Source organism: Corynebacterium aurimucosum (assembly GCF_030408555.1).
GTDB lineage: Bacteria > Actinomycetota > Actinomycetes > Mycobacteriales > Mycobacteriaceae > Corynebacterium > Corynebacterium aurimucosum.
In genome coordinates, this window is sequence record NZ_CP047048.1 from 909144 (window position 1) to 929633 (window position 20490).

Annotated in this window: 21 protein-coding genes; 16 read left to right on the plus strand and 5 right to left on the minus strand. The window is 60.8% G+C overall.

Translation table 11 applies throughout. The features are described from left to right. Positions 1–24: 24 nt before the first annotated feature. The 4 genes from CAURIM_RS04315 to sepX all read left to right on the plus strand — a co-directional run bounded on the left by CAURIM_RS04315 (position 25) and on the right by sepX (position 4490). Positions 25–954 carry a UTP--glucose-1-phosphate uridylyltransferase gene (locus tag CAURIM_RS04315; RefSeq protein ID WP_201828500.1) on the plus strand — a complete coding sequence of 310 codons (930 nt, stop codon included), beginning with the start codon at positions 25–27 and terminating at the stop codon, positions 952–954. Between the two features lie 88 nt (positions 955–1042). Beyond that, the gene (gene glp / locus CAURIM_RS04320) at positions 1043–2335 is read left to right on the plus strand and encodes a molybdotransferase-like divisome protein Glp (RefSeq protein ID WP_201828499.1); all 1293 of its coding nucleotides are present in this window, start codon (positions 1043–1045) and stop codon (positions 2333–2335) included. A gap of 22 nt (positions 2336–2357) precedes the next feature. Further along, on the plus strand, positions 2358–3074 hold the full coding sequence (locus CAURIM_RS04325) for a GNAT family N-acetyltransferase (RefSeq protein ID WP_201828498.1): 717 nt from the start codon (positions 2358–2360) through the stop codon (positions 3072–3074). Between the two features lie 168 nt (positions 3075–3242). Beyond that, entirely contained in the window at positions 3243–4490 is a 1248-nt protein-coding gene (gene sepX / locus CAURIM_RS04330) for a divisome protein SepX/GlpR (RefSeq protein WP_201828497.1), read from the plus strand. Positions 4491–4537: 47 nt separating this feature from the next. Here sepX and CAURIM_RS04335 read toward each other — a convergent pair whose 3' ends face one another. Together CAURIM_RS04335 and CAURIM_RS04340 are read right to left on the minus strand one after the other, a co-directional pair. After that, complete coding sequence (locus CAURIM_RS04335) at positions 4538–5155, minus strand: DNA-3-methyladenine glycosylase I (RefSeq protein WP_201828496.1); 618 nt, start codon at positions 5153–5155, stop codon at positions 4538–4540. A 24-nt stretch (positions 5156–5179) separates the two neighbouring features. After that, positions 5180–5716 carry a methylated-DNA--[protein]-cysteine S-methyltransferase gene (locus CAURIM_RS04340; RefSeq protein ID WP_236659299.1) on the minus strand — a complete coding sequence of 179 codons (537 nt, stop codon included), beginning with the start codon at positions 5714–5716 and terminating at the stop codon, positions 5180–5182. A 19-nt stretch (positions 5717–5735) separates the two neighbouring features. Between CAURIM_RS04340 and CAURIM_RS04345 the strand changes: the two genes are divergently transcribed. Together CAURIM_RS04345 and CAURIM_RS04350 are read left to right on the plus strand one after the other, a co-directional pair. Further along, complete coding sequence (locus tag CAURIM_RS04345) at positions 5736–6149, plus strand: DoxX family protein (RefSeq protein WP_070529327.1); 414 nt, start codon at positions 5736–5738, stop codon at positions 6147–6149. Then, complete coding sequence (locus CAURIM_RS04350) at positions 6136–6825, plus strand: zf-HC2 domain-containing protein (RefSeq protein ID WP_201828495.1); 690 nt, start codon at positions 6136–6138, stop codon at positions 6823–6825. The genes CAURIM_RS04345 and CAURIM_RS04350 overlap by 14 nt, the downstream gene beginning before the upstream one ends. Here CAURIM_RS04350 and pmt read toward each other — a convergent pair. Beyond that, complete coding sequence (gene pmt, locus CAURIM_RS04355) at positions 6822–8435, minus strand: protein O-mannosyltransferase (RefSeq protein ID WP_201828494.1); 1614 nt, start codon at positions 8433–8435, stop codon at positions 6822–6824. The genes CAURIM_RS04350 and pmt overlap by 4 nt on opposite strands. 38 nt (positions 8436–8473) lie before the next feature. On the opposite strand from pmt, the gene rsmI reads away from it, so the two are divergent. The 6 genes from rsmI (at position 8474) to CAURIM_RS04385 (ending at position 15242) form a co-directional block, all read left to right on the plus strand. Next, the gene (gene rsmI, locus CAURIM_RS04360) at positions 8474–9322 is read left to right on the plus strand and encodes a 16S rRNA (cytidine(1402)-2'-O)-methyltransferase (protein WP_201828493.1); all 849 of its coding nucleotides are present in this window, start codon (positions 8474–8476) and stop codon (positions 9320–9322) included. Positions 9323–9617: 295 nt separating this feature from the next. Continuing rightward, entirely contained in the window at positions 9618–11459 is a 1842-nt protein-coding gene (locus CAURIM_RS04365; protein ID WP_201828492.1) for a BCCT family transporter, read from the plus strand. A gap of 75 nt (positions 11460–11534) precedes the next feature. After that, complete coding sequence (metG, locus tag CAURIM_RS04370) at positions 11535–13367, plus strand: methionine--tRNA ligase (RefSeq protein WP_201828491.1); 1833 nt, start codon at positions 11535–11537, stop codon at positions 13365–13367. Between the two features lie 4 nt (positions 13368–13371). Continuing rightward, the gene (locus CAURIM_RS04375; protein WP_201828490.1) at positions 13372–14565 is read left to right on the plus strand and encodes an MFS transporter; all 1194 of its coding nucleotides are present in this window, start codon (positions 13372–13374) and stop codon (positions 14563–14565) included. 100 nt (positions 14566–14665) lie between these two features. Next, positions 14666–14947: a type II toxin-antitoxin system RelE/ParE family toxin gene (locus CAURIM_RS04380; RefSeq protein WP_201828489.1), complete on the plus strand. Its 282-nt coding sequence runs from the start codon at positions 14666–14668 to the stop codon at positions 14945–14947. Positions 14948–14981: 34 nt separating this feature from the next. Then, positions 14982–15242 carry a HigA family addiction module antitoxin gene (locus CAURIM_RS04385; protein ID WP_236659298.1) on the plus strand — a complete coding sequence of 87 codons (261 nt, stop codon included), beginning with the start codon at positions 14982–14984 and terminating at the stop codon, positions 15240–15242. A 182-nt stretch (positions 15243–15424) separates the two neighbouring features. Here the strand turns inward: CAURIM_RS04385 and CAURIM_RS04390 are convergent, their stop codons facing one another. After that, positions 15425–15928, minus strand: coding sequence for a GNAT family N-acetyltransferase (locus CAURIM_RS04390; protein WP_201828487.1), 504 nt, complete (start codon positions 15926–15928; stop codon positions 15425–15427). Between the two features lie 8 nt (positions 15929–15936). Continuing rightward, positions 15937–16431: a GNAT family N-acetyltransferase gene (locus CAURIM_RS04395; RefSeq protein ID WP_201828486.1), complete on the minus strand. Its 495-nt coding sequence runs from the start codon at positions 16429–16431 to the stop codon at positions 15937–15939. A 24-nt stretch (positions 16432–16455) separates the two neighbouring features. Here CAURIM_RS04395 and CAURIM_RS04400 point away from each other — a divergent pair, with 24 nt between their 5' ends. The 4 genes from CAURIM_RS04400 to CAURIM_RS04415 all read left to right on the plus strand — a co-directional run bounded on the left by CAURIM_RS04400 (position 16456) and on the right by CAURIM_RS04415 (position 20485). Beyond that, positions 16456–17280, plus strand: coding sequence for a TatD family hydrolase (locus CAURIM_RS04400; RefSeq protein ID WP_201828485.1), 825 nt, complete (start codon positions 16456–16458; stop codon positions 17278–17280). A 245-nt stretch (positions 17281–17525) separates the two neighbouring features. After that, positions 17526–18674, plus strand: a complete 1149-nt coding sequence (locus CAURIM_RS04405) for a resuscitation-promoting factor (protein WP_201828484.1) — start codon at positions 17526–17528, stop codon at positions 18672–18674. A gap of 33 nt (positions 18675–18707) precedes the next feature. Further along, positions 18708–19550, plus strand: coding sequence for a 16S rRNA (adenine(1518)-N(6)/adenine(1519)-N(6))-dimethyltransferase RsmA (rsmA, locus tag CAURIM_RS04410; protein WP_201828483.1), 843 nt, complete (start codon positions 18708–18710; stop codon positions 19548–19550). After that, positions 19547–20485 carry a 4-(cytidine 5'-diphospho)-2-C-methyl-D-erythritol kinase gene (locus CAURIM_RS04415; protein WP_201828482.1) on the plus strand — a complete coding sequence of 313 codons (939 nt, stop codon included), beginning with the start codon at positions 19547–19549 and terminating at the stop codon, positions 20483–20485. The genes rsmA and CAURIM_RS04415 overlap by 4 nt, the downstream gene beginning before the upstream one ends. Positions 20486–20490: the final 5 nt, after the last annotated feature.

The following is a 20490-nucleotide window of genomic DNA, read 5'->3' on the forward strand; positions in this document are numbered from 1 at the left end:
TGGACGCATTGTAAAGTGGAACTTATGACTATTGCACACGAGGATTCCCATACTGGGATCGCCACGGTCGTTGTCCCCGCTGCTGGCATGGGCACCCGCTTTTTGCCAGTCACCAAGACCGTGCCGAAGGAACTGCTCCCCGTCGTTGATACGCCGGGTATTGAGCTTATTGCGGAAGAGGCCGCTTCCGTGGGCGCCCAGCGCCTCGCGGTGATTACCGCACCGAACAAACAAGAAGTGATGCGGCACTTCGAGGAGTTTCCTGATCTAGTTGAAACCCTTGACGCCCGCGGCAAAGACGAGCAGGTGGCCAAGGTTAAGCGCGCTGCTCAGTTGATTCACCCAATTTCCGTAGAGCAGGAAAAGCCCTTGGGTCTGGGGCACGCAGTGGGCTTGGCGGAATCCGTGCTGGAGGATGACGAAGAATTCTTCGCCGTCATGTTGCCGGATGACATCGTCCTGCCCGCCACCGTCATGGGCGAGATGGCCCGTGTTCGCGCCGCCCTGGGTGGCAGCGTTCTGTGTGCTTTTGAAGTCTCGCGCGAGGAGACCTATAACTACGGCGTGTTTGATGTCGAGGACACCAACGCGCCGGGCGTGAAGAAGGTCGTGGGCATGGTGGAGAAGCCGGATCCAGCTGATGCACCTTCGAACCTCGTGGCCACTGGGCGCTACCTGCTCGACAGGAAGATTTTTGACGCCCTTCGCCGCATCAAACCAGGTAAAGGTGGGGAGCTGCAGTTGACCGATGCCATCGAGCTCCTCATTAAGGAAGGCCACCCCGTTCACGTCGTAGTCCACCAAGGCAAGCGCCACGACCTGGGTAACCCGGGCGGCTATATCCCGGCCAACGTGGACTTTGGTCTGCGCGATGAGAAATACGGTCCCGCGCTCTACAAGGCAATCAAGAAAATCGTGGAGGACTACGAAGAAGAAAACGGACTGAAGGACTAAGTTTTCGCACGCCCAGCGCGCTAAGCTCTACTCCAGTAACTTCCATCCCTTTAGGCCCCACATACCCCAGAGCAAAGGTAGGCGGTACATGCGTTCGGTCGATGACCAGATGGCGTTCATTCTTGATGCAGCGATGACTCCTGAGCCGGTACGCATCGCCATCGCGAATGCCCTAGGTCTCAAGTGCGCGGAGGAGGTGCAGGCAAACCAGCCGCTTCCAGGCTTTCCGCAAGCAGCCATTGACGGCTATGCCGTGCGCGCTGTGGACGTCGGGGGAGAGAAGGCCCTCAAGGCGCGCACTCGCCACGACGCTGAGGATGCGGATGCTCCTGCCTCGGAGACAGAGGTTGAGCGCTCGCTTCCGGTGGTGGGAGAGGTTCCTGCAGGCTCGCGCCAGCCTTTGCGCTTGCAGCCTAAGCAGGCGGTGCGGGTATATACTGGCGCGCCTTTGCCCACGCTTGCCGACGCCGTCCTTCCCCTCGAATGGACCGATCGCGGCCGCAAGCGCGTGACATCGCACCGCCCGGTGCGCTCGGGAGACTTCGTGCGCCGCGTGGGTGATGATATTCAACCCGGCGATGTGGCAGTGTCGTCCGGAACTATCTTGGGGCCAGCACAAATTGGCCTGCTTGCGGCAGTCGGACGCTCGAAGGTGCTGGCCTATCCGCGCCCGCGCGTGACCATCGTGTCCTATGGCAAGGAGCTTGTCGACGTCGACCGCGAGCCTGGCTTGGGCCAGGTCTTCGACGTGAACTCTTATTCGCTCGCGGCGGCCGCAAAGGAGGCCGGGGCGGACGTGCACCGCGTGGGCATTGCTGCCGGTGAGCCGCGCCGCGTGCGGGAGGCCTTGGAGACCTACCTGGCGCGCAGTGAGGTGCTGGTGATTTCCGGTGCCGTGGGCGGTGCGGGTTCGGAGGAGATCCGCGAGGTCCTCGATGAGCTAGGGGATGTGGACACCTCCCGCGTGGCCATGCACCCCGGTTCGGTCCAAGGCTTCGGGCTATTAGGTGAGGAACGCATCCCGACCTTCTTGCTGCCCTCGAACCCGGTGTCCGCGCTGGTTATTTTTGAGGTCTTTGTGCGCCCGCTGATCCGGCTCTCCCTGGGCAAGCGCAGCGGTCAGCGTCGCGTGGTGCGCGCACGCGTGCTCAACCACATGGAGTCCCGCCCGGGCCGTCGCGGCTATATTCGTGCCCGGCTGATGCGGGATGCCGAAACATCCGATTACCTGGTGGAAGGCCTGGGTGGTGCGGCGGGCGCACCGGCGCACCTGCTCGCCGGACTATCTGAGGCCAACGCGATGATTCGCATCCCGGAGGAAGCCACCGAGATCCGCCCAGGAGATGTGGTGGACGTCCTCTTCCTGACCCAACGCAGCTAGATGCAGGCAGATACTCACGGTCATGCTTGATCCTTTCGGTACCGCCGCTGGGCGCTTTGCCACCCCCGCCAGCGGTGAAGCCAATCCCGACCATCCAGGCTGGCCGGAGGCAACTCCTGCGGTTCGGTTGCGGGCGTCCAGTGTCTTCCCACATGGGGCGACAGTTCGTTTGCGCCCGCTCTTGCGCCGCGATGGCGAAGCGTGGCGGCGACAGCGCATGGAGGATAGGGATTTTCTCAAACCGGTGGAGCCGACTTTGCCGACCTCGTGGGATGCGGCGCATTCACAGTCGGCATGGTGGAATCACTTGATGTTTCTGCGTGATTCGGCCCGCGCTGGAACTGTGGTGCCGCTCGTTATCGACGTCGATGGTCAGTTCCGCGGGCAGTTGACCTTGGGGAATATTCAGCATGGTGGGGGCAGCGAGTGCTGGATTGGCTATTGGGTTCATTCCGCGGTGCACGGAGCTGGCGTGGCTACTGCCGCCTGCGCTCTCGGCGTGGACCATGCTTTTTACCGTGTGGGGTTGCATCGTGTGACAGCTACTTACCTGCCGGAAAATCCCGCGTCGGGCAAGGTGCTTCACCACAATGGGTTTCGGGATGAAGGTTTCCTACGGCGGAACTTGCATATCGATGGCGCGTGGAGGGACCACCATTTTTTGGCACTGAACCGTGAGGATTTTGCCTCTGGGGCGGTCGAGCGCCTGCGTGCTGCGGACCGAATCAGCAGCACGTAGTCAATACGCAAGGGCAGATATTTTGGGTCAACTACCTCTGCTTTCACTTAAGTAACAACCTTGTAATTTATGGGCTCGTTGATGCCCACGGGCTGGGGTTGGGAGGCTAGAGTAGGGGCCTAGTTATATTCCCCTTTTGTCGACCCCTGAAAGTTGGGACCCAGCCGCATGATGACTGCCGTGCCGATCATTCTCGTAATCGTGTTGTGGCTCTTCATCCTCGCCCCGTTGCTTTTGCGTTCGCAGCGTCCGATGAGCCACACCGGTGAGGCCTTTGAAGAGACCCGCGTGCTCTTCGAAGGAGATTCGGGCTCCGTGCCGGGCCGTCGGAAGCCGCGCTTGGGTAAGGAAGATATCCGTCCGCATGCTACGGCAGGCGCTGAATCCGGTGCAGAGGATGCAGACTATGAACTGGTCGAGGCCGAAGGTGTCAGTGAGGACTCACAGTCCGCTCGCGCAGAGGCCGCTGCTGCCGCTGCTGCCGAGCAGCCAGACGTTGCGGAGACTATCGACGGCGAAGTTGTCGAGGCTGAGGACTCGGAAGAAGATTTCGAGCTTGTAGCGGAGTCCGAGCATGACACCGAAGATGAGCAGGACCTAGACGGTGAAGGCGAGAAGGTGGAGGCCGATGCCGCCGAGGTTTTCACAACCCCAGCCAACGCTAGCGTGGCAGAAGATGCCTATGCCTTCGATGACACCTATACTTCACCGGTCGACCTGATGTATCCGGGTGCTATCGATGCTGTAGAGGAAACTCCGGAGGATTCCCGCGTAGAGAACGCAGAAGGCACGGATGATGCTTCGGAACAGGACGGCGTGCAAGAAGAATCCACAACCTCGGAGAGCGAGAGTGCTGATCTCGCAGAGGCGAACACTGAAGACTCCGAAACCTCCCACAGTGATACTGAGCTGTCTGCGGAAGAGCTGGCATTCGCACAGCGCCGCCTTGGTCGCGGCGGCTGGGACCCGGTAAAGGAGAAAGAGGCTTCCGCCACGCGGTACCAGCGCCGCCAGCGCACGCTCATCGGTCTCGCCGTAGCAGTAGTGGCAACGGTATGCCTGGGCATCGTTGTGGGCGGTTGGACGTGGTGGCCGGCAGCCATCGCAGGCGTTATGACCACGGTTTACCTGGTGGCGCTGCGCGCCCAGGTGCGCCGCGAGCAGGAGCTACTGCGTCGCCGCGTTTACCACCTGCGCCGCGCACGCTTGGGTGTGCGCAATGCAGAGAACCCCGCTGAGTCACTGCCGCCGAACCTGCGCCGCCCGGGCGCTCTCATCTTGGAAATCGATGATGAAAGCCCGGACTTTGATTACCTTCCGGTGTACTCGGAAGATGATTCTGACGGCGGTTTCGACGGTCCCCATCCTTCCCCGCGCCAGCGACGTGATGATCTTGCTGCGCGCCGGGTAGGCTAAGCGGCGCGCGATAGCGCCATGCGCCCGAGCGTCACTGAGGCTGAGCACTAGGCCGGCCAGACTCCCGACGTGCCGCGGCGATGCGAGCCCACGAGGTGGGCGTCGACCATCCCGATGGCCTCCATGAGGGAAAAGCAGGTTACCGGGCCAACGAATTTGAACCCAGCCTTCTTCAAAGCCTTGGACATGTCCAAGGCTTCTTTTGTGTATTTCGGGATGTCCTCTTCGCTTTCTGGCGCAATCGTCTCTTCCGGCAAGAAGCTCCAAATGAATTCATCCAGCCCGCCTTGCTCGCGCAGGGCCACCGTGGCTTTGGCGTTGGCGAGCACCGCGTTGATCTTAAGGCGGTTGCGGATAATTTCTGGATTGTTCATGAGGCGTTCGACTTCTTCCTCGCCAAAGCTGGCCAGAAGGTCAGCATCAAAGCCGACGAAGGCAGCGCGGAAGGCTTCGCGTTTGCGCAACACGAGCTCCCAGCTCAGCCCGGCCTGGAAGCCTTCCAGACAGAGCCGTTCCAACAGAGCGGATTCCTCATGGACGGGCATGCCCCATTCGGTGTCGTAATACTCCTTGAGCAGTGGAGAAGTCATTGCCCACGCGGGGCGGCCAAGGCCCGCAGAGTCATATACAAGTTTCGTATCGTTTGCCATGTGTGTAGTCGTCATGCCTTTTTAGACTGCAAAATCTAGTTATTGGTTCCCTGCTTCGTGCTCCAGCAGTAGCCGTTTTGCGGCCACACCCCCGCGATAGGAGCCTAGGCCGCCGCTGGCTGGCACGACGCGATGGCACGGCACCACAATAGGAAGCGGGTTGCTGGCACAGGCGCTACCCGCGGCACGGGCAGCTTGAGCGCTACCGGCGGCGGTGGCAAGAGCCGAATAGGTCCAACGTTCGCCGAAGGGGATGTCGCGAAGCGCGCGTTGTGCCCGGTCGCGGAAGGCACGAGGAGTCGCCGGGACGGCGAGAAGCAACTTAAATTCCCTCCGGGTACCGGCAAAGTACTCGGCAATTTGTTGAGAGGCGTCGACAAGCACCGCGCCCGCAGAGCCAGGTTCGGTGACATCCGTGAGGCGTTGCATGCTTCCGAGATCCGGAGATTCGCCGTCGAAATATACGTGAGATAAACCCTGTGCAGATCCCACGAGGGTGAGACGGCCGAGGGGAGTGTCCAGAGAGGTCCACATGTGCATGTTGGGAGGGGAGTCCTTTCGGAGGGCGGTGGCCATCCAGGGTAGTCTATGAACCATGAATAGACCCGCCGTACGCGATGCCGCGCTTCTCATCTTTCGCGCGGTGCTGGGAGTCATCTTCGTGGCGCACGGTGTAGACAAGATGTTTTTTAGCGGAATGGACGAAGTAACCGGGCAGTTCTCCGCCATGGGCGTCCCACAGCCACAAACATCGGCGTACTTGGCTGCCTTCGCAGAAATGCTGGGCGGGGCGGCCCTGGTCGTAGGTTTGCTCACGACCTTTGTTGCGGGGGCTTTAGCGCTGCTCATGGCATGTGCGTTGTATTTCGTGCACATGGGCAACGGCCTCTTCGCTACCGATGGTGGCATCGAGTACCCGCTAGTTCTCATCGTGTCACTGCTCATGATTGTGGTCTTCGGTTCCGGCCGGGCGAGCGTAGATGGAGTGCTGAGCCGTGCTGACGCATGAGCAGGTGCAGGCGGCGATTTCCGCACAGCTTGATGGGGAAGCTCCACAGCTCTCACCAGACGTCATCGAAGCACACGTGTCTGGGTGCTCTGAGTGCGCGGCATTCCGGGACAAGGCCGCAGCCCTATCACGCTCATTGAGCGTTGTGGAACCCGCTGGTGTTCCGCCGCACGACTTATCTGATGTCATCCTCGCCGGCGTGGAGCCGGAATGGCAGCGAGCTTCCAGCGCGCGACAGGCATCGCTGACCTTGGCGCGGGTAGCCCTCGGGGTGCTGTCCCTAGCGTTTGTGGTGTGGGCGGTCGTGGTCGTCGTCAGTGCCTCGGGGCTAACAACTCTGGCGAGCGAAGGAACACTCGCGGACGGCGCTGACCCAGGACGCGCACACCTGTTGATGGAGGCTGCAGCGCTGCGTTTCGGTATCGCAAGCGGTTTGGCTTTTGCCGCATGGCGCCCAGCCTCGGCCCCTGGATTGCTGCCGGTAGCTTGTACGATGTTCGCGTTCTTGTGCGGTTTTACAATGCGCGACTTTGCCTTAGGCAGCGTCGCTGCGGGGCAGGTTTATATCCTCATCGGCACGGGCCTGGCCACCGTCAGCTTGGGCTGGGCTTGGGCAGCGGACCGGGGATTCCTGTTGCACGACGCCTTTCGGGCGATTTCCGCTAGCCCACGCTAGGACCAGGACGGCAGCCACATCATGGAGTTGTACCACGAATCAGGGATGAGGTATCCATAAAGAATCGGGGAGAAGTAGGCAAACATTGCCACAACTAGTGCGGCATAGCACACCGTAAGGAAGGTGCCCAACGGCATCGCGGAACCAAAGAGTCCTGTGAGCCTGCGCCACTGCAGTAGCCGTCCGCGGCCGATCATTTGGCCCAAAGCCAAGGAAATCAGCACGATGATGAACGGGATGAACGCCGTGGCGTAGAAGAAATACATCTGGCGGTCGAAGACTGCCAGCCAGGGCAGGAATCCTGCGGCAGCACCCACGAGTGGGATGAGGAAGGCCCGGTTTCGGCGAACAAGCAGGGACCACAGTCCCCACAACACTGCAGGGACGACCAGCCACCAAATGGCGGGAGTACCGAAGAGGTACAGCATCTTGCGGCAGGAGCCGCCGTCCCCGCAGGAGATGTCCGTGGAGGAGTAGTAGAGGATAGGGCGTGCGGCCACCAGCCAGGCCCACGGCTTGGAATCCCAGGGGTGGCTGTGCCCACCGGAGGTGGTCAAAGAAGCATGAAACTCCAGCACTGAAGAGTGGTAGTAGAACCAGCCGGCGAGTGGCTCGGGGAGGTGAAGCAACCAAGAGCCCTCCTCAATGGTTCCGTCCACTTTGGCGTGGCGGTAAACGGCTGTTTCGTCAGCGAACCACGCACGCCAGGACCAGGTGTACAGGGCAACGGGAACCGCGACGATGGAGGCGAGGGCCGCTGGTGTATCGCGTACCAGCGTGCCGACAATGTAGCGGCGCACGCCGTAGAGACGGCGCAGCGCGAGATCCGAGAAAACGCTCATCAGACCGAAGAACATGATGTAGTACAGGCCGGACCACTTCACAGCAAGCGTCAGCCCCAAGAAAACACCGGCCGCAAAACGCCACCACCGGAAACCAAAGCGGGGCCCGAAGTCGGAGTCACCCATCGTGCCCGACACGAAAGCGGAGTGGAGACGCTCACGCATCTGCTGGTGATCGCGCGCCAAAGCCCACGCGGCGGCGACGACAAAGAAGACTTGGAAGATGTCGAGCATTCCGAATTTGGAGGACACGAGCAGCACGCCATCGCACACGGCGAGAAGACCAGCCAGGAAACCCACCTGCCATGAGCCTGACAAGCGGCGGGCAAGCGCCATCGTCAACAGTACTGTGCCCACGCCAAACAGCGCGGCCATGCAGCGCCATCCTAGTGGGGTGTATCCAAACATCGCCTCCGAAATCGCGATGATTTGTTTGGCCAGCGGCGGGTGCACAACCAGGCCATAGCCTGGGTTGGACTCAATACCGCCGAGGAAGAGGTTATGCCAGCTAGTGACCATGTCCCAGGCCTGCGGCACGTAGTGTTTCTCATCGAAGACAGGAGTGTCTTCAGAGACCGGCGTAGCCAGGCCGATGAAACGCGTGAGGAAAGCTAGTACCGCGATGATCGCGGTGCTGATGGTGTCGGCCCGCGACCAGGTGTAGGTCCGGGGAGCGGGGGGAGCTGGCCGGGTATGGGCGCCACGCGCGGCGGAAGGGCGCGTGCGCTTGGTGCGGCCAAATCGTTGTGTAGGGGTTGCGATACTCACCCGGAACAGTCTAGCTTGCGTGTGCCATGCTGGTGAGTATGAGTCTTCAGCTTGATCCCTTGCCCCGCGGTGTCATCCTTGCCGCTACGCCGCTGGGAAATCCCGGTGATGCTTCCGCCCGACTAATGCAGGCTTTGGGCCACGCAAACGTGATTGCGGCGGAAGATACCCGCCGTGTTCGCAATCTTGCCCAAACGCTAGGAGTAGAGATCCGCGGCAAGGTGGTCTCCAACTTCGACCACAACGAAGAGGAACGCTCGCGCACGTTAGTCGCCGCTGCCCGGACGGGAACCGTGCTTGTCGTGTCGGACGCCGGCATGCCGCTGGTTTCTGATCCGGGGCATTCCATCGTGACCGCCGCTGTGGAGGCGGGTGTGCCCGTGACGTGTTTCCCGGGTCCTTCGGCGGTACCGACCGCCCTCGCGCTTTCGGGGTTGGGAGTGGGGCATTTCCTCTTCGATGCCTTCCCACCGCGCAAGCCCGGCCCGCGTAAGGCGTGGCTCGAGTCCTTGGTGGGGGAGCAGCGTGCTATTGCCTTCTTCGAGTCCCCACACCGCTTGGCGCAGACGCTTGGCGACGCCTCCGCGATCCTTGGCGCCGACCGTCGCGCGGCCGTGTGCCGCGAGCTGACAAAAACTTATGAAGAGATCAAACGTGGCTGCCTGGGCGAGCTTGCCGAATGGGCACAAGAGAATGCGCGAGGTGAAATCACCGTGGTCATCGAGGGCGGTGCTGCCGCACCCGTCTCGATAGAGGTCCTCGTGGAGCAGGTCCGTGCCGAGGTGGAACGCGGTGTGCGGGCGAAAGATGCATGCAAGAAGGCGGCAGCTGGAACGGCGTGGTCCAATCGTGAGCTTTATGATGCCTACCTCGCTGCCCGCGACTGAGCACTATCACTAGCGTCTGGTGATAGAGGTCTCTTTTGGGGTAATCGTTATGGCATCGTTATGTGCCTTGAAAAATGGCATGGCTGTGGAGCGGTTGGGAAAACGTTGGATTGTGTGGGCACGCTGCATAGTTGCTGCACAGGGCGGTGCAAAAAGGGGTGCTCGTTGCAGTGGGATTAGAGGGCAACCCCACCAACTTTGCTGATGCCGAATCTCTGCAACTGGGGCGCTGTGCAGCCTTTTTGTTTCCATTAGGGTTTGACTAGTTGATGGGACAGCACCAAGGTCGGTAGGTATGACAGACTCGACAAATTCAGACAATGTGAAGGACACGGAGGTGTCTTCGGCTGCTTCCCAAGGGCAGAGCTCGCCGGCTGCGGTGGAGGAATACCGCACTGTCGACGAGCGCCTCGAGGCATCTTCAGCCACGAGCCAGCTCCAGGACATGCTCACCAACAAGGCGTTCGATCCTGCGGCTGAACCTGCACCAGTTGAAGAACAAGAAAACGACGAGTACGGGCCCGGTGGCATCGATTCGCCGATCGACTGGACCATCGTGGGAATCGCCGGCCTGCTCGTTGCCGCCTTTGTGGCATGGGGCTTGGCCGCTCCAGAGAGCTTTGCGTCCTTCTCCAGCAATGCTCTGAGCTTCGTGGTGAATAACTTTGGTTGGGCCTATGTCCTCTTCGGAACAATCTTCGTTATTTTTGTCATCTGCATTGCTGCCTCTAAGTTCGGTACCATCCGCTTGGGCAAGATCAACGAAGAACCGGAATTCTCCACGGTCTCTTGGATTGCGATGATGTTCGCTGCCGGCATGGGCATCGGCCTGATGTTCTACGGCGCTTCCGAGCCGCTCAACTACTTTAAGAATGGCGTTCCGGGCCATGGTGAGAATGAGGTAGGAACCTCAATGGCCACGGCCATGTTCCACTGGACCCTGCACCCGTGGGCCGTGTACGCCATCGTGGGCCTCGCCATCGCTTATTCCACCTTCCGTATTGGTCGCAAGCAGCTGCTGAGCCAGGCTTTCGTGCCGCTCATTGGCCAGCGCGCTGCGGACGGTGCCGTGGGCAAGATCATTGACATCTTGGCCATCTTTGCCACTGTTTTTGGCACGGCTTGTTCGTTGGGTCTGGGTGCCATGCAGATTCAGGCAGGCCTGCAGGCCTCCGGAATCATTGAGAACCCCACGCAGAACGTCGTCATCGGCATTGTTCTCGTACTGACCTTGGCCTTTATTCTGTCGGCCATGTCGGGTGTGGGCAAGGGCATTCAGTACCTTTCTAATACCAACATGGTTCTGGCAGCTCTGCTGGCCATCTTCGTGTTCATCTTTGGTCCGACGGTGTCGATCCTGAACCAGATTCCGGGTTCCATCGGTAACTACCTGGCGAACTTCACCGAGATGATCGCTCGCACCGCCGAGTCCGATAATGGAACTGCCGGTGAGTGGCTGTCGACATGGACCATCTTCTACTGGGCATGGTGGGTTTCCTGGTCACCGTTCGTGGGCATGTTCCTTGCTCGCATTTCCCGCGGCCGTTCCGTCCGCGAGTTCTGCGTTGGCGTGCTCCTCGTCCCGGCTGGTGTCTCCACCGTGTGGTTCGCCATCTTCGGCGGTACCGCTATCCACATGGAGCAGAAGGGTAACTCCATCTCTGGCGAGTCTGCTGAGCAGGAGCTGTTCAACCTTCTGCAGAGCCTTCCCGGCGGCTTCATTGCGGGCATCGTTGCGGCACTGCTGCTGGCTACGTTCTTCATTACGTCGGCCGACTCGGCGTCGACAGTCATGGGTTCGATGTCCCAGTCTGGTGCCACTACCGCTAAGCCGTGGCTATCCGCGGCGTGGGGTGTGCTTACCGCTGCCGTCGGCCTGACCTTGCTGCTGTCGAGCGAAGATGCCCTGTCCAACCTGCAGAACGTCACCATCGTGGCAGCGCTGCCATTCCTCTTCATCCTCGTTGGCCTCATGTTCGCTATTTTCAAGGACTTGAGCAACGATGTGATTTACCGCGAGTACCGCGAGTCCCAGGCCTTCCAGCGCAAGCTAGCGCGTGAGCGTCGCCTGCACCGCGAGTTCCAGCGCGAGCAGGCCTACAAGGCCCGCCGTCGCCAGCACAGCCACAAGCACTAGTTCTGGCGCGAGCATTTCTTCCTTACACCCCCTCACTGCATTGCCGGTGAGGGGGTGTTCGATAGAGTAGGGGCCATGACTGAGACAGTTGTCGTTAATGTTGCTTGGCCTTATGCCAACGGACCCCGCCACATCGGACACGTGGCGGGTTTCGGCGTTCCTTCCGACGTGTTCGCCCGCTTCCAGCGAATGCGCGGCAACGACGTCCTCATGGTTTCCGGTACCGACGAGCACGGCACCCCGCTGCTGGTACAGGCGGATAAGGAAGGCGTGACGGTTCGTGAATTGGCGGATCGCTACAACCGCCAGATTGTCACCGACCTGGCTGGCCTCGGCCTGTCTTATGATCTCTTTACCCGCACCACCACCCGCAACCACTACGCGGTGGTGCAGGAGCTGTTCAAGGGCTTGTACGAGAACGGCTACATGATTAAGGAGACCACCCAGGGCGCCATTTCGCCGTCCACGGGCCGTACCTTGCCTGACCGCTATATCGAGGGAACCTGTCCGCTGTGTGGTGCCGATGGCGCGCGCGGTGACCAGTGCGATAACTGCGGCAACCAACTCGATCCGGTAGATCTCATCAACCCGGTGTCCAAGATCAACGGTGAAACCCCGGAGTTCATCGATACCGAGCACTTCCTGCTGGACCTGCCTGCGGTTAAGGACGTCCTCGAAGAGTGGCTGAAGAGCCGCGAGGATTGGCGCCCGAACGTCCTCAAATTCTCCCTCAACCTGTTGGAGGATATGCGCCCGCGCACCATGACCCGTGACATCGACTGGGGCATTCCCATTCCGGTCGAAGGCTGGGAGGATAACGGTGCGAAGAAGCTCTACGTGTGGTTCGACGCGGTGATTGGTTACCTGTCTTCCTCCATCGAGTGGGCCCACCGCACCGGCAACCCGGAGGCTTGGAAGGACTACTGGCAGAACCCGCAGGCACGCCACTACTACTTCCAGGGCAAGGACAACATCACCTTCCACTCCCAGATCTGGCCGGCTGAGCTTTTGGGTTACGCGGGCAAGGGCTCCAAGGGCGGTGAGCTGCACACCTATGGTGATCTCAACCTGCCGACGGAAATCGTGTCCTCGGAGTACCTGACCATGTCCGGTTCCAAGTTCTCCTCCTCCAAGGGCGTTGTTATCTACGTCAAGGACTTCCTTGCGGAGTTTGGCCCGGACGCACTGCGTTACTTCATCGCCGTGGCTGGCCCAGAGAACAACGACACCGACTTCACCTGGGACGAGTTCGTGCGCCGCATCAACAACGAGCTCGCTAACGGCTGGGGCAACCTGGTCAACCGCACTGTATCGATGGCGCACAAGAACTTCGGCGAGGTACCGGCCCCTGCGGCGTTGGAGCAGGCGGATAAGGATATTCTTTCCCTCGCAGAGGAAACCTTCGCTACTGCCGCGGAATTCCTCGAACAGTCCAAGTTCAAGCAGGCCATGACGGCCATCATGCACGTCGTCGGCGAGGCCAATGCTTATGTCGCGGCGATGGAGCCGTGGAAGCTGGCCAAGGACGAGACCCAGCGGGAGCGTCTGGCCACCGTGCTGTGGACCGCACTGCAGGTAGTCTCCGATTGCAACGTGATGCTCACGCCGTTCCTGCCCTTTACTGCGCAGAAGGTACACGAAACTCTGGGACGTGAGGGCGTGTGGGCCGCACAGCCGCGAGTCGAAGAGGTGGTGGATGATATGCCGGTCGAGCTCGTTGGTGTAGACCTCCCGCCGGAGAACCACCCGTACCCGATCATCACCGGTGACTACTCCGCGCAGCAGGCTGTGTGGAAGCGTTTCGACATTACGCCGGGCACCGCGCTGCAGAAGCCGAAGCCACTGGTGGCTAAGCTTGACCCGGAGCTCGGTGAGACCGGCCCGGAGTGGGCCCCGGTTCAGAAGTAAAGGCGTGGGCTCGGCGTTTCGGCGCTCGCTTGCGCCCTTCCTGCTCTTTTCCGTTGTTTGCCTCACCGCGCTGAACCTGCGATCCGGTATCGCTTCGGTGGCACCGGTGCTGGGGCAGATCCAGAGTTTCTTTGGGATTAGTTCTGGGCAGGCAGGTTTGTTGACCGCGCTTCCTGGCCTGTGTTTTGCTGCCATGGGATTGGCGGCGGTTCCCATCGCGCGCCGCGCGGGGCTAAGCCGCACCTTGGCCGGCGGCACGGTGGCCTTGGTTGCGGGGCTCGCTCTCCGACCGTGGGTAAGTAGCTTTCCGCTCTTCGTAGCGCTTACTCTATGCGTCGTTGCCGGAATCGCGCTGGCGAACGTGCTGCTTCCCGCATGGATCAAGCAGCATGGTTCAGGCCGCGCACTGGTGGCATTGATGACCACCTACACCACGATGCTGGGTGTTTCCAGCGCTCTCGGCCCGCTGTCCGCGGTGACCCAAAGTACGTGGCAAGGTGCTCTGTGGATCTGGTGTCTGCCGGCCGTCGCACAGCTGGTGGCCTGGATAGTGGTCCTTCCGCAGGCTGGCAAGGATGTCGCTCACGGCACGATTGACGCGGCGGGCGCGCAGCGCCCCATGTTCGCCTCGCCCACGGCGGTAGCCATGCTTTTCTTCTTTGGACTGCAGTCCACCATGGCCTATGTCCAGATGGGGTGGCTGCCGCGCATGCTGGTGGAGAAGGGGGTGAGTGAGAACACCGCCAGTGTGTCGCTCGCCGTCATTGGAGTCTTTAACATTCTCGGCGGCGTGGTCATGCCGTGGCTTATCTCGCGACTGGACCGTCTTGCCCCCGTGCCCGTGGTGCTGGCGCTATGCACCTGCGCCGGGTGGGGTGGGGTCCTCGTGGCCGCCGACGCCGCCCCGCTGGCTTGGGCTTGCCTCATGGGGATCGGTGGTATGTGTTTCCCGCTGGCGCTGGCATTGCTCACCGCACGCACACGAAGCGCGCTGACTACCGCGCGTCTCTCCGGTTTCGTGCAGCCTGGCGGCTACGTCCTGGCGGGCCTCGTGCCGCTGTCCGTGGGAGTGGTGCGCGGCGCCACCGGCAATTGGACCGCTGTGCTCATTGGTCTTATGGTGCTCAGCCTCTGCATGCTGGTGGCGGGTTTGCGCGCGACCACGCGGGTCTACATTGACGACGAGCTCGCCGCCTAGCGGGGCATTAACAGTTACGGTAGCTTTTGTATTACAGCGTTAGTTAGAGTTAACGCCTCACGTTATTGACGTGTCGCGTTACGGGGGGTATGGTGCGTTTATGATTCAGTCGTTCGCGGATAGGGATACGGAGCGCTTATGGAATCGAGAGAGGGTGCCCTCGATAGATTCACGTATTCACTCGGTAGCTCTTCGCAAACTGAGGCAGTTGGGCTACGCTCAGAGGCTTGATGATCTTCGGATTCCTCCGGGAAATAGGCTCGAAGCTTTGAAGGGCGATCGGCGGGGTCAATATAGCATTCGTATCAATGACCAGTGGCGGATCTGCTTCCGGTGGACCGCTTTAGGGCCAGAGGAGGTTGAGATCGTTGACTACCACTAACAAGCTCCCCCCAGTGCACCCAGGTGAAATCCTTATGGAGGACTTTCTCAAGGACATGGGGATTACCCAACACAAACTCGCTGTTTCGATAGGGGTCCCGCCTCGACGTATTAACGAAATCGTCCACGGAAAACGGGCTATTACCGCCGATACGGCTCTCCGATTGGCTAAATATTTTGGAATATCCCCACAGTTCTGGCTGGGGCTGCAGACTCACTACGACTTGGATGTCGCGGAAGACAAAATTCTTGCTGAGTTGGACGATATTGTGCCGCTTCAGGCGGCGTCGGCTTAACTTGTGCGCTGGGAGTGACTGAGCAACACAGTGTGAGTCTCTTGGGTTGAAACTGCCGTTGTTGCCAAAGTTTCCCGCTTCGTCTCAGGATCTGGCCAGATCTTTGGCAACAATGGCAGTGCCGTCACTGGTGGTGGGGCGGCTGGCACGCGCCTCCCTGAGGTAGTGGCCGTCAAGCCGCTTTAGGAGCGGTCGAAGTCGCGCTGCAGGTGCACCAGCCCTAGCCGCACGCCGTCCTTGGTGTGGATATTGGGCATGCGGCCGGTCTCCACGAAGCCGAACTTCTTGTGCAGGGCGATGGAGGACTCGTTGGTGTCCACGATGTAGGTGATTATCGTCTCCACGTAGTCATTTTCCTTCGCGTGGTCCATGAGCGTGTCCATGAGCTCGCTGCCTACACCCTTGCCGCGCGCAGACTCCGCGATGTAAATGGAATCCTCCGCAGTACCGTAGTAGATAGCTGGGGTGACAAACTGGAAGTAGGCGGCCCAGCCAACGATCTCATCGTCATCGACCGCGACATAGACTGGATAACCTTCCTTGTCCATCTGTGCCAGCCACTCTTCGCGGTCTTCCACGGACTCTTGCCAGGTGACGAGGTTGGTCGCCGGTTTCGCGGCGGAGGCGGAGTTGTAGATGGCGGAGATTGCGGGGGCGTCGGCAAGCTCTGCGGGACGGACGTGCATGATGTTCCTTAAACCATGAGTTGCAAGTGGGTGAGGTCTATCCAGCGCCCAGCTTTGCGGCTGACTTCTTTTAACGTTCCTACAGTGGCAAAGCCGAACTTTTCATGCAACTTGATGGATGCGGCGTTGTCCGCCACGATGAGTGCTAGCAGCGTATGGACCTGCTCCGCCTGGCGGGCATGCTGAACCACTGCATCAAGTAAACGAGTCCCTACCCCGCGGCCGTGGGCGGTGGGATCAACGTAGATCGTCGTCTCGTAGCATCCCTGCCACACTTTCGGATCGCGGTAGGGGCGGTAGAGTGCCCAGCCTAAATACGTGCCGTCATCCTCGAAAGCCACGAAACAGGGACACTTGTCGCGACGTAGTTGATGCAGGTACTCGGTGCGTTCCTCCACGGTGGCGGGTTCGCTGCGAAAGATGAAATGGGTCTCCCGGATGGCCCAATTCAGCGTGGCGGTCATCGCGGGGACGTCGGCGTCCGTCGCTTCACGGATAATCATGCGCGCAAGACTACACTCGCAGCCATGTCTAAGAAGAAGCCACGCCCCACGCCCGTTCCCGCCGAAGGTTTGAGCCAGCTTATCGACGCCCACACGCACCTCGCCTCCTGCCGTGATGCTGATGCCGACCTCGTTGAGCGCGCTCGTGCTGCTGGTGTTGAGCGCATCGTTACCGTGGGTGATGGCCTAGCGGAGGCGGAGAAGGCTTTGGCCGCGGCGCAGGATTTCGACAACGTCTATGCCGCGTGCGCGATTCATCCGACGAAAGCGAATGAGCTAGATGAGGCTGCTCGTTCGCGCTTGAGCGAGATGGCTGCGGACGCGCGCTGCGTGGCCATCGGGGAGACGGGCCTTGATACCTATTGGATTCACCACGAGCCGGAAACCACCGCGCCCCTCGAGGTACAGGAAGAGGCTCTTCGTTGGCACGCTGAGTTGGCGGCGAAGGTGGGGAAGACACTCATGATTCACAACCGTGAGGCCGATGAGGATCTCATGCGTGTGTTGGGGGAGTGCTCGGAAGTCCCGAAGGTGATGCTGCACTGTTTCTCGTCACCGCTGGAGGTAGCCAAGGAGGCTCTTGAGCGCGGATATATTCTGTCCTTTGCCGGCAACGTGACGTTTAAGCGTAATGAGGAGATGCGCCAGGCCGCAGCGCTTGCCCCGGCCGGACAACTGCTCATTGAGACGGATGCACCGTACATGACACCGGAGCCTTTCCGCGGTGCACGCAACGAACCTTCCCTGATCGGGCACACGTATCGCTGCGTGGCCCAGGCGCGTGGCCAGGAAGTAGAGGATTTGGCTGCCGAGGTCGCTGATACCTTCGCGCAGGTCTTCGGGGTGTGATGATCTTCACTAAGTATAAAGCAGCTGCTCATAGGTGGCGCGCGTGTTTGTTGTGGCGAGTGTGTTGCTAGTGGTCCTGGCGTGTAAATACGTTTCGATCGTTGAGTTCTGTTACCGTATCGTTATTCAAAGTTAGTCCGGCCTTGATGTTGCCGGCCGGCGCGCCCAGGGCGCGCCATGACAGGTGCCGAAAGGCGGGGGACCGCCTTTCGGATACGAAGCATCGCAGAGACGAGTAAAGGTTTATGTCCCCGAAGAAGCAGATCAAGCGAATCAATAACTCCCGCTCCTTGCCGCTGCGCATGGCCACCGGCGGTGTGCTTGGCACCCTTGCCGTGGGCGGTGTAGTAGCTGTTGGCGCCCAGAAGGACATCACGCTCGACGTTAACGGTGAGACCACCGAGCTGGCTACCTTCGCCGGCGATGTCAACGCCGCACTGGAGGCTGCAGGCGTCAACGTCGGGGGAGAAGACGTTGTCTACCCTGCGCTCTCGGAGCAGGTGTCCGACGGAGACTCGATTACTGTTCGTACTGCTAAGCCGGTTGCGGTGACCATCGATGGTGTTGAGAAGCAGCTCTCCTCTACCGATCTTACGGTCTCTGACCTGTTGGGCGGCCTCGATGGTATCGCCCCCGGTGCTGCTATCACTTCCGGATCCAAGACCGTGAAGGAGGATGAAACGGTGACTGAGGGCATGAACCTTGAGGTTACGTCCCCGAAGATCATCAAGCTTTCTGACGGCGGTTCCGTCTCCTACGCCAGCGTTGCAGCTAAAACCGTGGAAGATGTATTGGAAGCCCGTGGGATCACTGTGGGTAAGGATGACCGAGTATCCCCAGCCTTGGATACCCCGGTCAAGGCCGGTACGGCCATCACCGTGGACCGCGTGGAGATCTCCGAGGAAGAAAAGACGGAGGACTTCGACGCACCCGCTAATTTTGTCGATGATCCTGAGTTGGAAGAGGGCACCGAGGAAGTTCGCGAGGAAGGCACTCCGGGTTCGCGCACCGTGACTCGCAAGATTGTGAAGGTCAACGGTAAGGAAGAGTCCAACGAGATTATCAAGGAAGACGTCCGCACTGAAGCTGTCGCCGCAGTGATCGCGCGCGGTACCAAGCCCAAGTCCACCGCCCCAGCCGTCGCTGAGGGTTCCGTGTGGGATGCTCTCGCACAGTGTGAGGCCACTGGCAACTGGTCCATCAACACCGGTAATGGTTTCTCCGGTGGTCTGCAGTTCACCCCGTCGACGTGGGCGGCCTTCGGTGGTACCGAATACGCCCCGCAGGCTTGGCAGGCCTCCCGCGAGCAGCAAATTGCCGTGGCGCAGAAGGTTCAGGCCGCACAGGGTTGGGGCGCATGGCCTGCCTGCACCTCGAAGCTTGGCCTGCGCTAAAGCTTCAGCGCTGCGCGTATTAGTCTGGATGTCATGACACAACCTCTCCTGCTGGGTCCAGTGGAGATCCGCGAGCTCGCCGCTGAGCTCGACGTGACGCCGACGAAAAAGCTGGGCCAGAACTTTTTGCATGACCCTAACACCATCCGGCGCATCGTTGCCGCGGCGGATCTCCATTCGGAGGACCGCGTGGTGGAAGTCGGCCCTGGGCTGGGCTCGCTGACCTTGGGGTTGCTGGGAGAGGTCGAGCACGTCACAGCCGTGGAGATTGACCCGCGGCTCGCCCGCAAACTCCCAGATACCGTGGCCGCGCGGGCAGCCGACTTTGCTGAGCGTCTCACGGTCGTGGAGAAGGATGCACTCACCGTTGAGGCGGGTGAGTTGGGGGAACCGACGGCTTTGGTGGCCAACCTGCCCTATAACGTCGCGGTACCGGTTTTGCTACACCTATTGGAGATCTACCCATCCATTCGTCGTGTCCTAGTCATGGTGCAGCTGGAGGTGGCTGAGCGCCTCGCCGCCGCGCCGGGCAGCAAGGTTTATGGCATTCCGAGCCTCAAAGCGTCCTTCTACGGCCCCGTCCGCCAGGCCGGGACGATTGGGAAGAACGTATTCTGGCCGGCGCCGAAAATTGAGTCGGGTCTGGTGCGCATTGATTGCACCCGCCCCTTCGACGAGACGCTGCGACCACGGCTCTTTGTGCTGATCGACGCCGCCTTTGCCCAACGTCGCAAGACGCTGCGCGCCGCCTTAGCGGGCTTTTTTGGTTCCGCTGCGGCAGCCGAGGAAGCGCTGCGCGCGGCGGAAATCGATCCGCGCCTGCGCGGCGAGAAGCTAGGCGTGGAGGACTTCGTCCGATTGGCGGAAGTCTCATGAGCAAACCAGTAAACGAGTCCCCGCAGCTCTGGCAGGCGCGCGCCCACGCCAAGGTCAACCTACACCTGGGCGTGGGCGAAGCCCGCGCGGATGGTTTCCACGAGCTGGCCACCGTCTTCCAGTCCCTCGACGTGCACGATCGCGTGAGCTATCGCTGGGGCGAAGGCTGCGCCGTGGAGGTCACTGGCAACCATGCGAAGGGCGTGCCGGCATCAACCGAGAACCTGGCATGGCGCGCGGTGGACTTTGTGGCGCAGAACCTCATGCTGCCGGCCGCTGGCACGCTCACGATGGAGAAAAACATCCCGGCCGCCGGAGGTATGGCCGGTGGCTCCGCCGATGCCGCCGCGGCCCTGCTTTTGGCCAATCACGCGCTGAGCGCTGAGTTTGGTCGTGAGCCTCTCAGTACAGAAAAGCTCTATGAGCTCGCCGCAGAGCTAGGCTCCGACGTGCCTTTTACGCTGATGGGCGGCACAGCGTTGGGGCGCGGGCGCGGTGAGCTTCTGACTCCGATGCTTGCGCGTGGGCGCTATATCTGGGCGATCATCACCAATGCTGAGGGCTTGTCGACGCCGTCGGTATTCCGCAAGCTGGATGAGCTGCGCGCTGCCGGCCGTGGAAGCACACCGCACTTGGACACGGAAGCCGTGGGGCAAGCGCTCGTAGGCGGCAACCCCCGCGAGCTCGCCGCAGTGATGCACAACGACCTCCAGCCAGCAGCACTCTCGCTGCGCCCGGACCTTCGCAAGATTCTGGATACTGGTGAGGCTGCCGGTGCCCTCAAGGGAATCGTCTCCGGCTCCGGGCCCACCTGCGCTTTCCTCTGTGAAGACGAGGAGACCGCCCAGGAGGTTGTGGCCCAGGTCTGCGCCGATAACCGTGGAACCCGTGGCCTGGTGACCACCGGCCCCGCAACCGGGGCAACACTGGTCTAGCGCCA

Bases quoted from the DNA above. Each gene is read 5' to 3' on its own strand.
- CAURIM_RS04325 (WP_201828498.1), top strand. From the start codon at position 2,358: ATGCTTGATCCTTTCGGTACCGCCGCTGGGCGCTTTGCCACCCCCGCC.
- CAURIM_RS04400 (WP_201828485.1), top strand. From the start codon at position 16,456: ATGTCTAAGAAGAAGCCACGCCCCACGCCCGTTCCCGCCGAAGGTTTG.
- CAURIM_RS04335 (WP_201828496.1), bottom strand. From the start codon at position 5,155: ATGACGACTACACACATGGCAAACGATACGAAACTTGTATATGACTCT.
- CAURIM_RS04395 (WP_201828486.1), bottom strand. From the start codon at position 16,431: ATGATTATCCGTGAAGCGACGGACGCCGACGTCCCCGCGATGACCGCC.
- CAURIM_RS04315 (WP_201828500.1), top strand. From the start codon at position 25: ATGACTATTGCACACGAGGATTCCCATACTGGGATCGCCACGGTCGTT.
- metG (WP_201828491.1), top strand. From the start codon at position 11,535: ATGACTGAGACAGTTGTCGTTAATGTTGCTTGGCCTTATGCCAACGGA.
- glp (WP_201828499.1), top strand. From the start codon at position 1,043: ATGCGTTCGGTCGATGACCAGATGGCGTTCATTCTTGATGCAGCGATG.
- sepX (WP_201828497.1), top strand. From the start codon at position 3,243: ATGATGACTGCCGTGCCGATCATTCTCGTAATCGTGTTGTGGCTCTTC.
- CAURIM_RS04385 (WP_236659298.1), top strand. From the start codon at position 14,982: ATGGAGGACTTTCTCAAGGACATGGGGATTACCCAACACAAACTCGCT.
- CAURIM_RS04390 (WP_201828487.1), bottom strand. From the start codon at position 15,928: ATGCACGTCCGTCCCGCAGAGCTTGCCGACGCCCCCGCAATCTCCGCC.
- CAURIM_RS04345 (WP_070529327.1), top strand. From the start codon at position 5,736: ATGAATAGACCCGCCGTACGCGATGCCGCGCTTCTCATCTTTCGCGCG.
- CAURIM_RS04405 (WP_201828484.1), top strand. From the start codon at position 17,526: ATGTCCCCGAAGAAGCAGATCAAGCGAATCAATAACTCCCGCTCCTTG.
- CAURIM_RS04340 (WP_236659299.1), bottom strand. From the start codon at position 5,716: ATGGCCACCGCCCTCCGAAAGGACTCCCCTCCCAACATGCACATGTGG.
- rsmA (WP_201828483.1), top strand. From the start codon at position 18,708: ATGACACAACCTCTCCTGCTGGGTCCAGTGGAGATCCGCGAGCTCGCC.
- rsmI (WP_201828493.1), top strand. From the start codon at position 8,474: ATGAGTCTTCAGCTTGATCCCTTGCCCCGCGGTGTCATCCTTGCCGCT.
- CAURIM_RS04415 (WP_201828482.1), top strand. From the start codon at position 19,547: ATGAGCAAACCAGTAAACGAGTCCCCGCAGCTCTGGCAGGCGCGCGCC.
- CAURIM_RS04365 (WP_201828492.1), top strand. From the start codon at position 9,618: ATGACAGACTCGACAAATTCAGACAATGTGAAGGACACGGAGGTGTCT.
- CAURIM_RS04380 (WP_201828489.1), top strand. From the start codon at position 14,666: ATGATTCAGTCGTTCGCGGATAGGGATACGGAGCGCTTATGGAATCGA.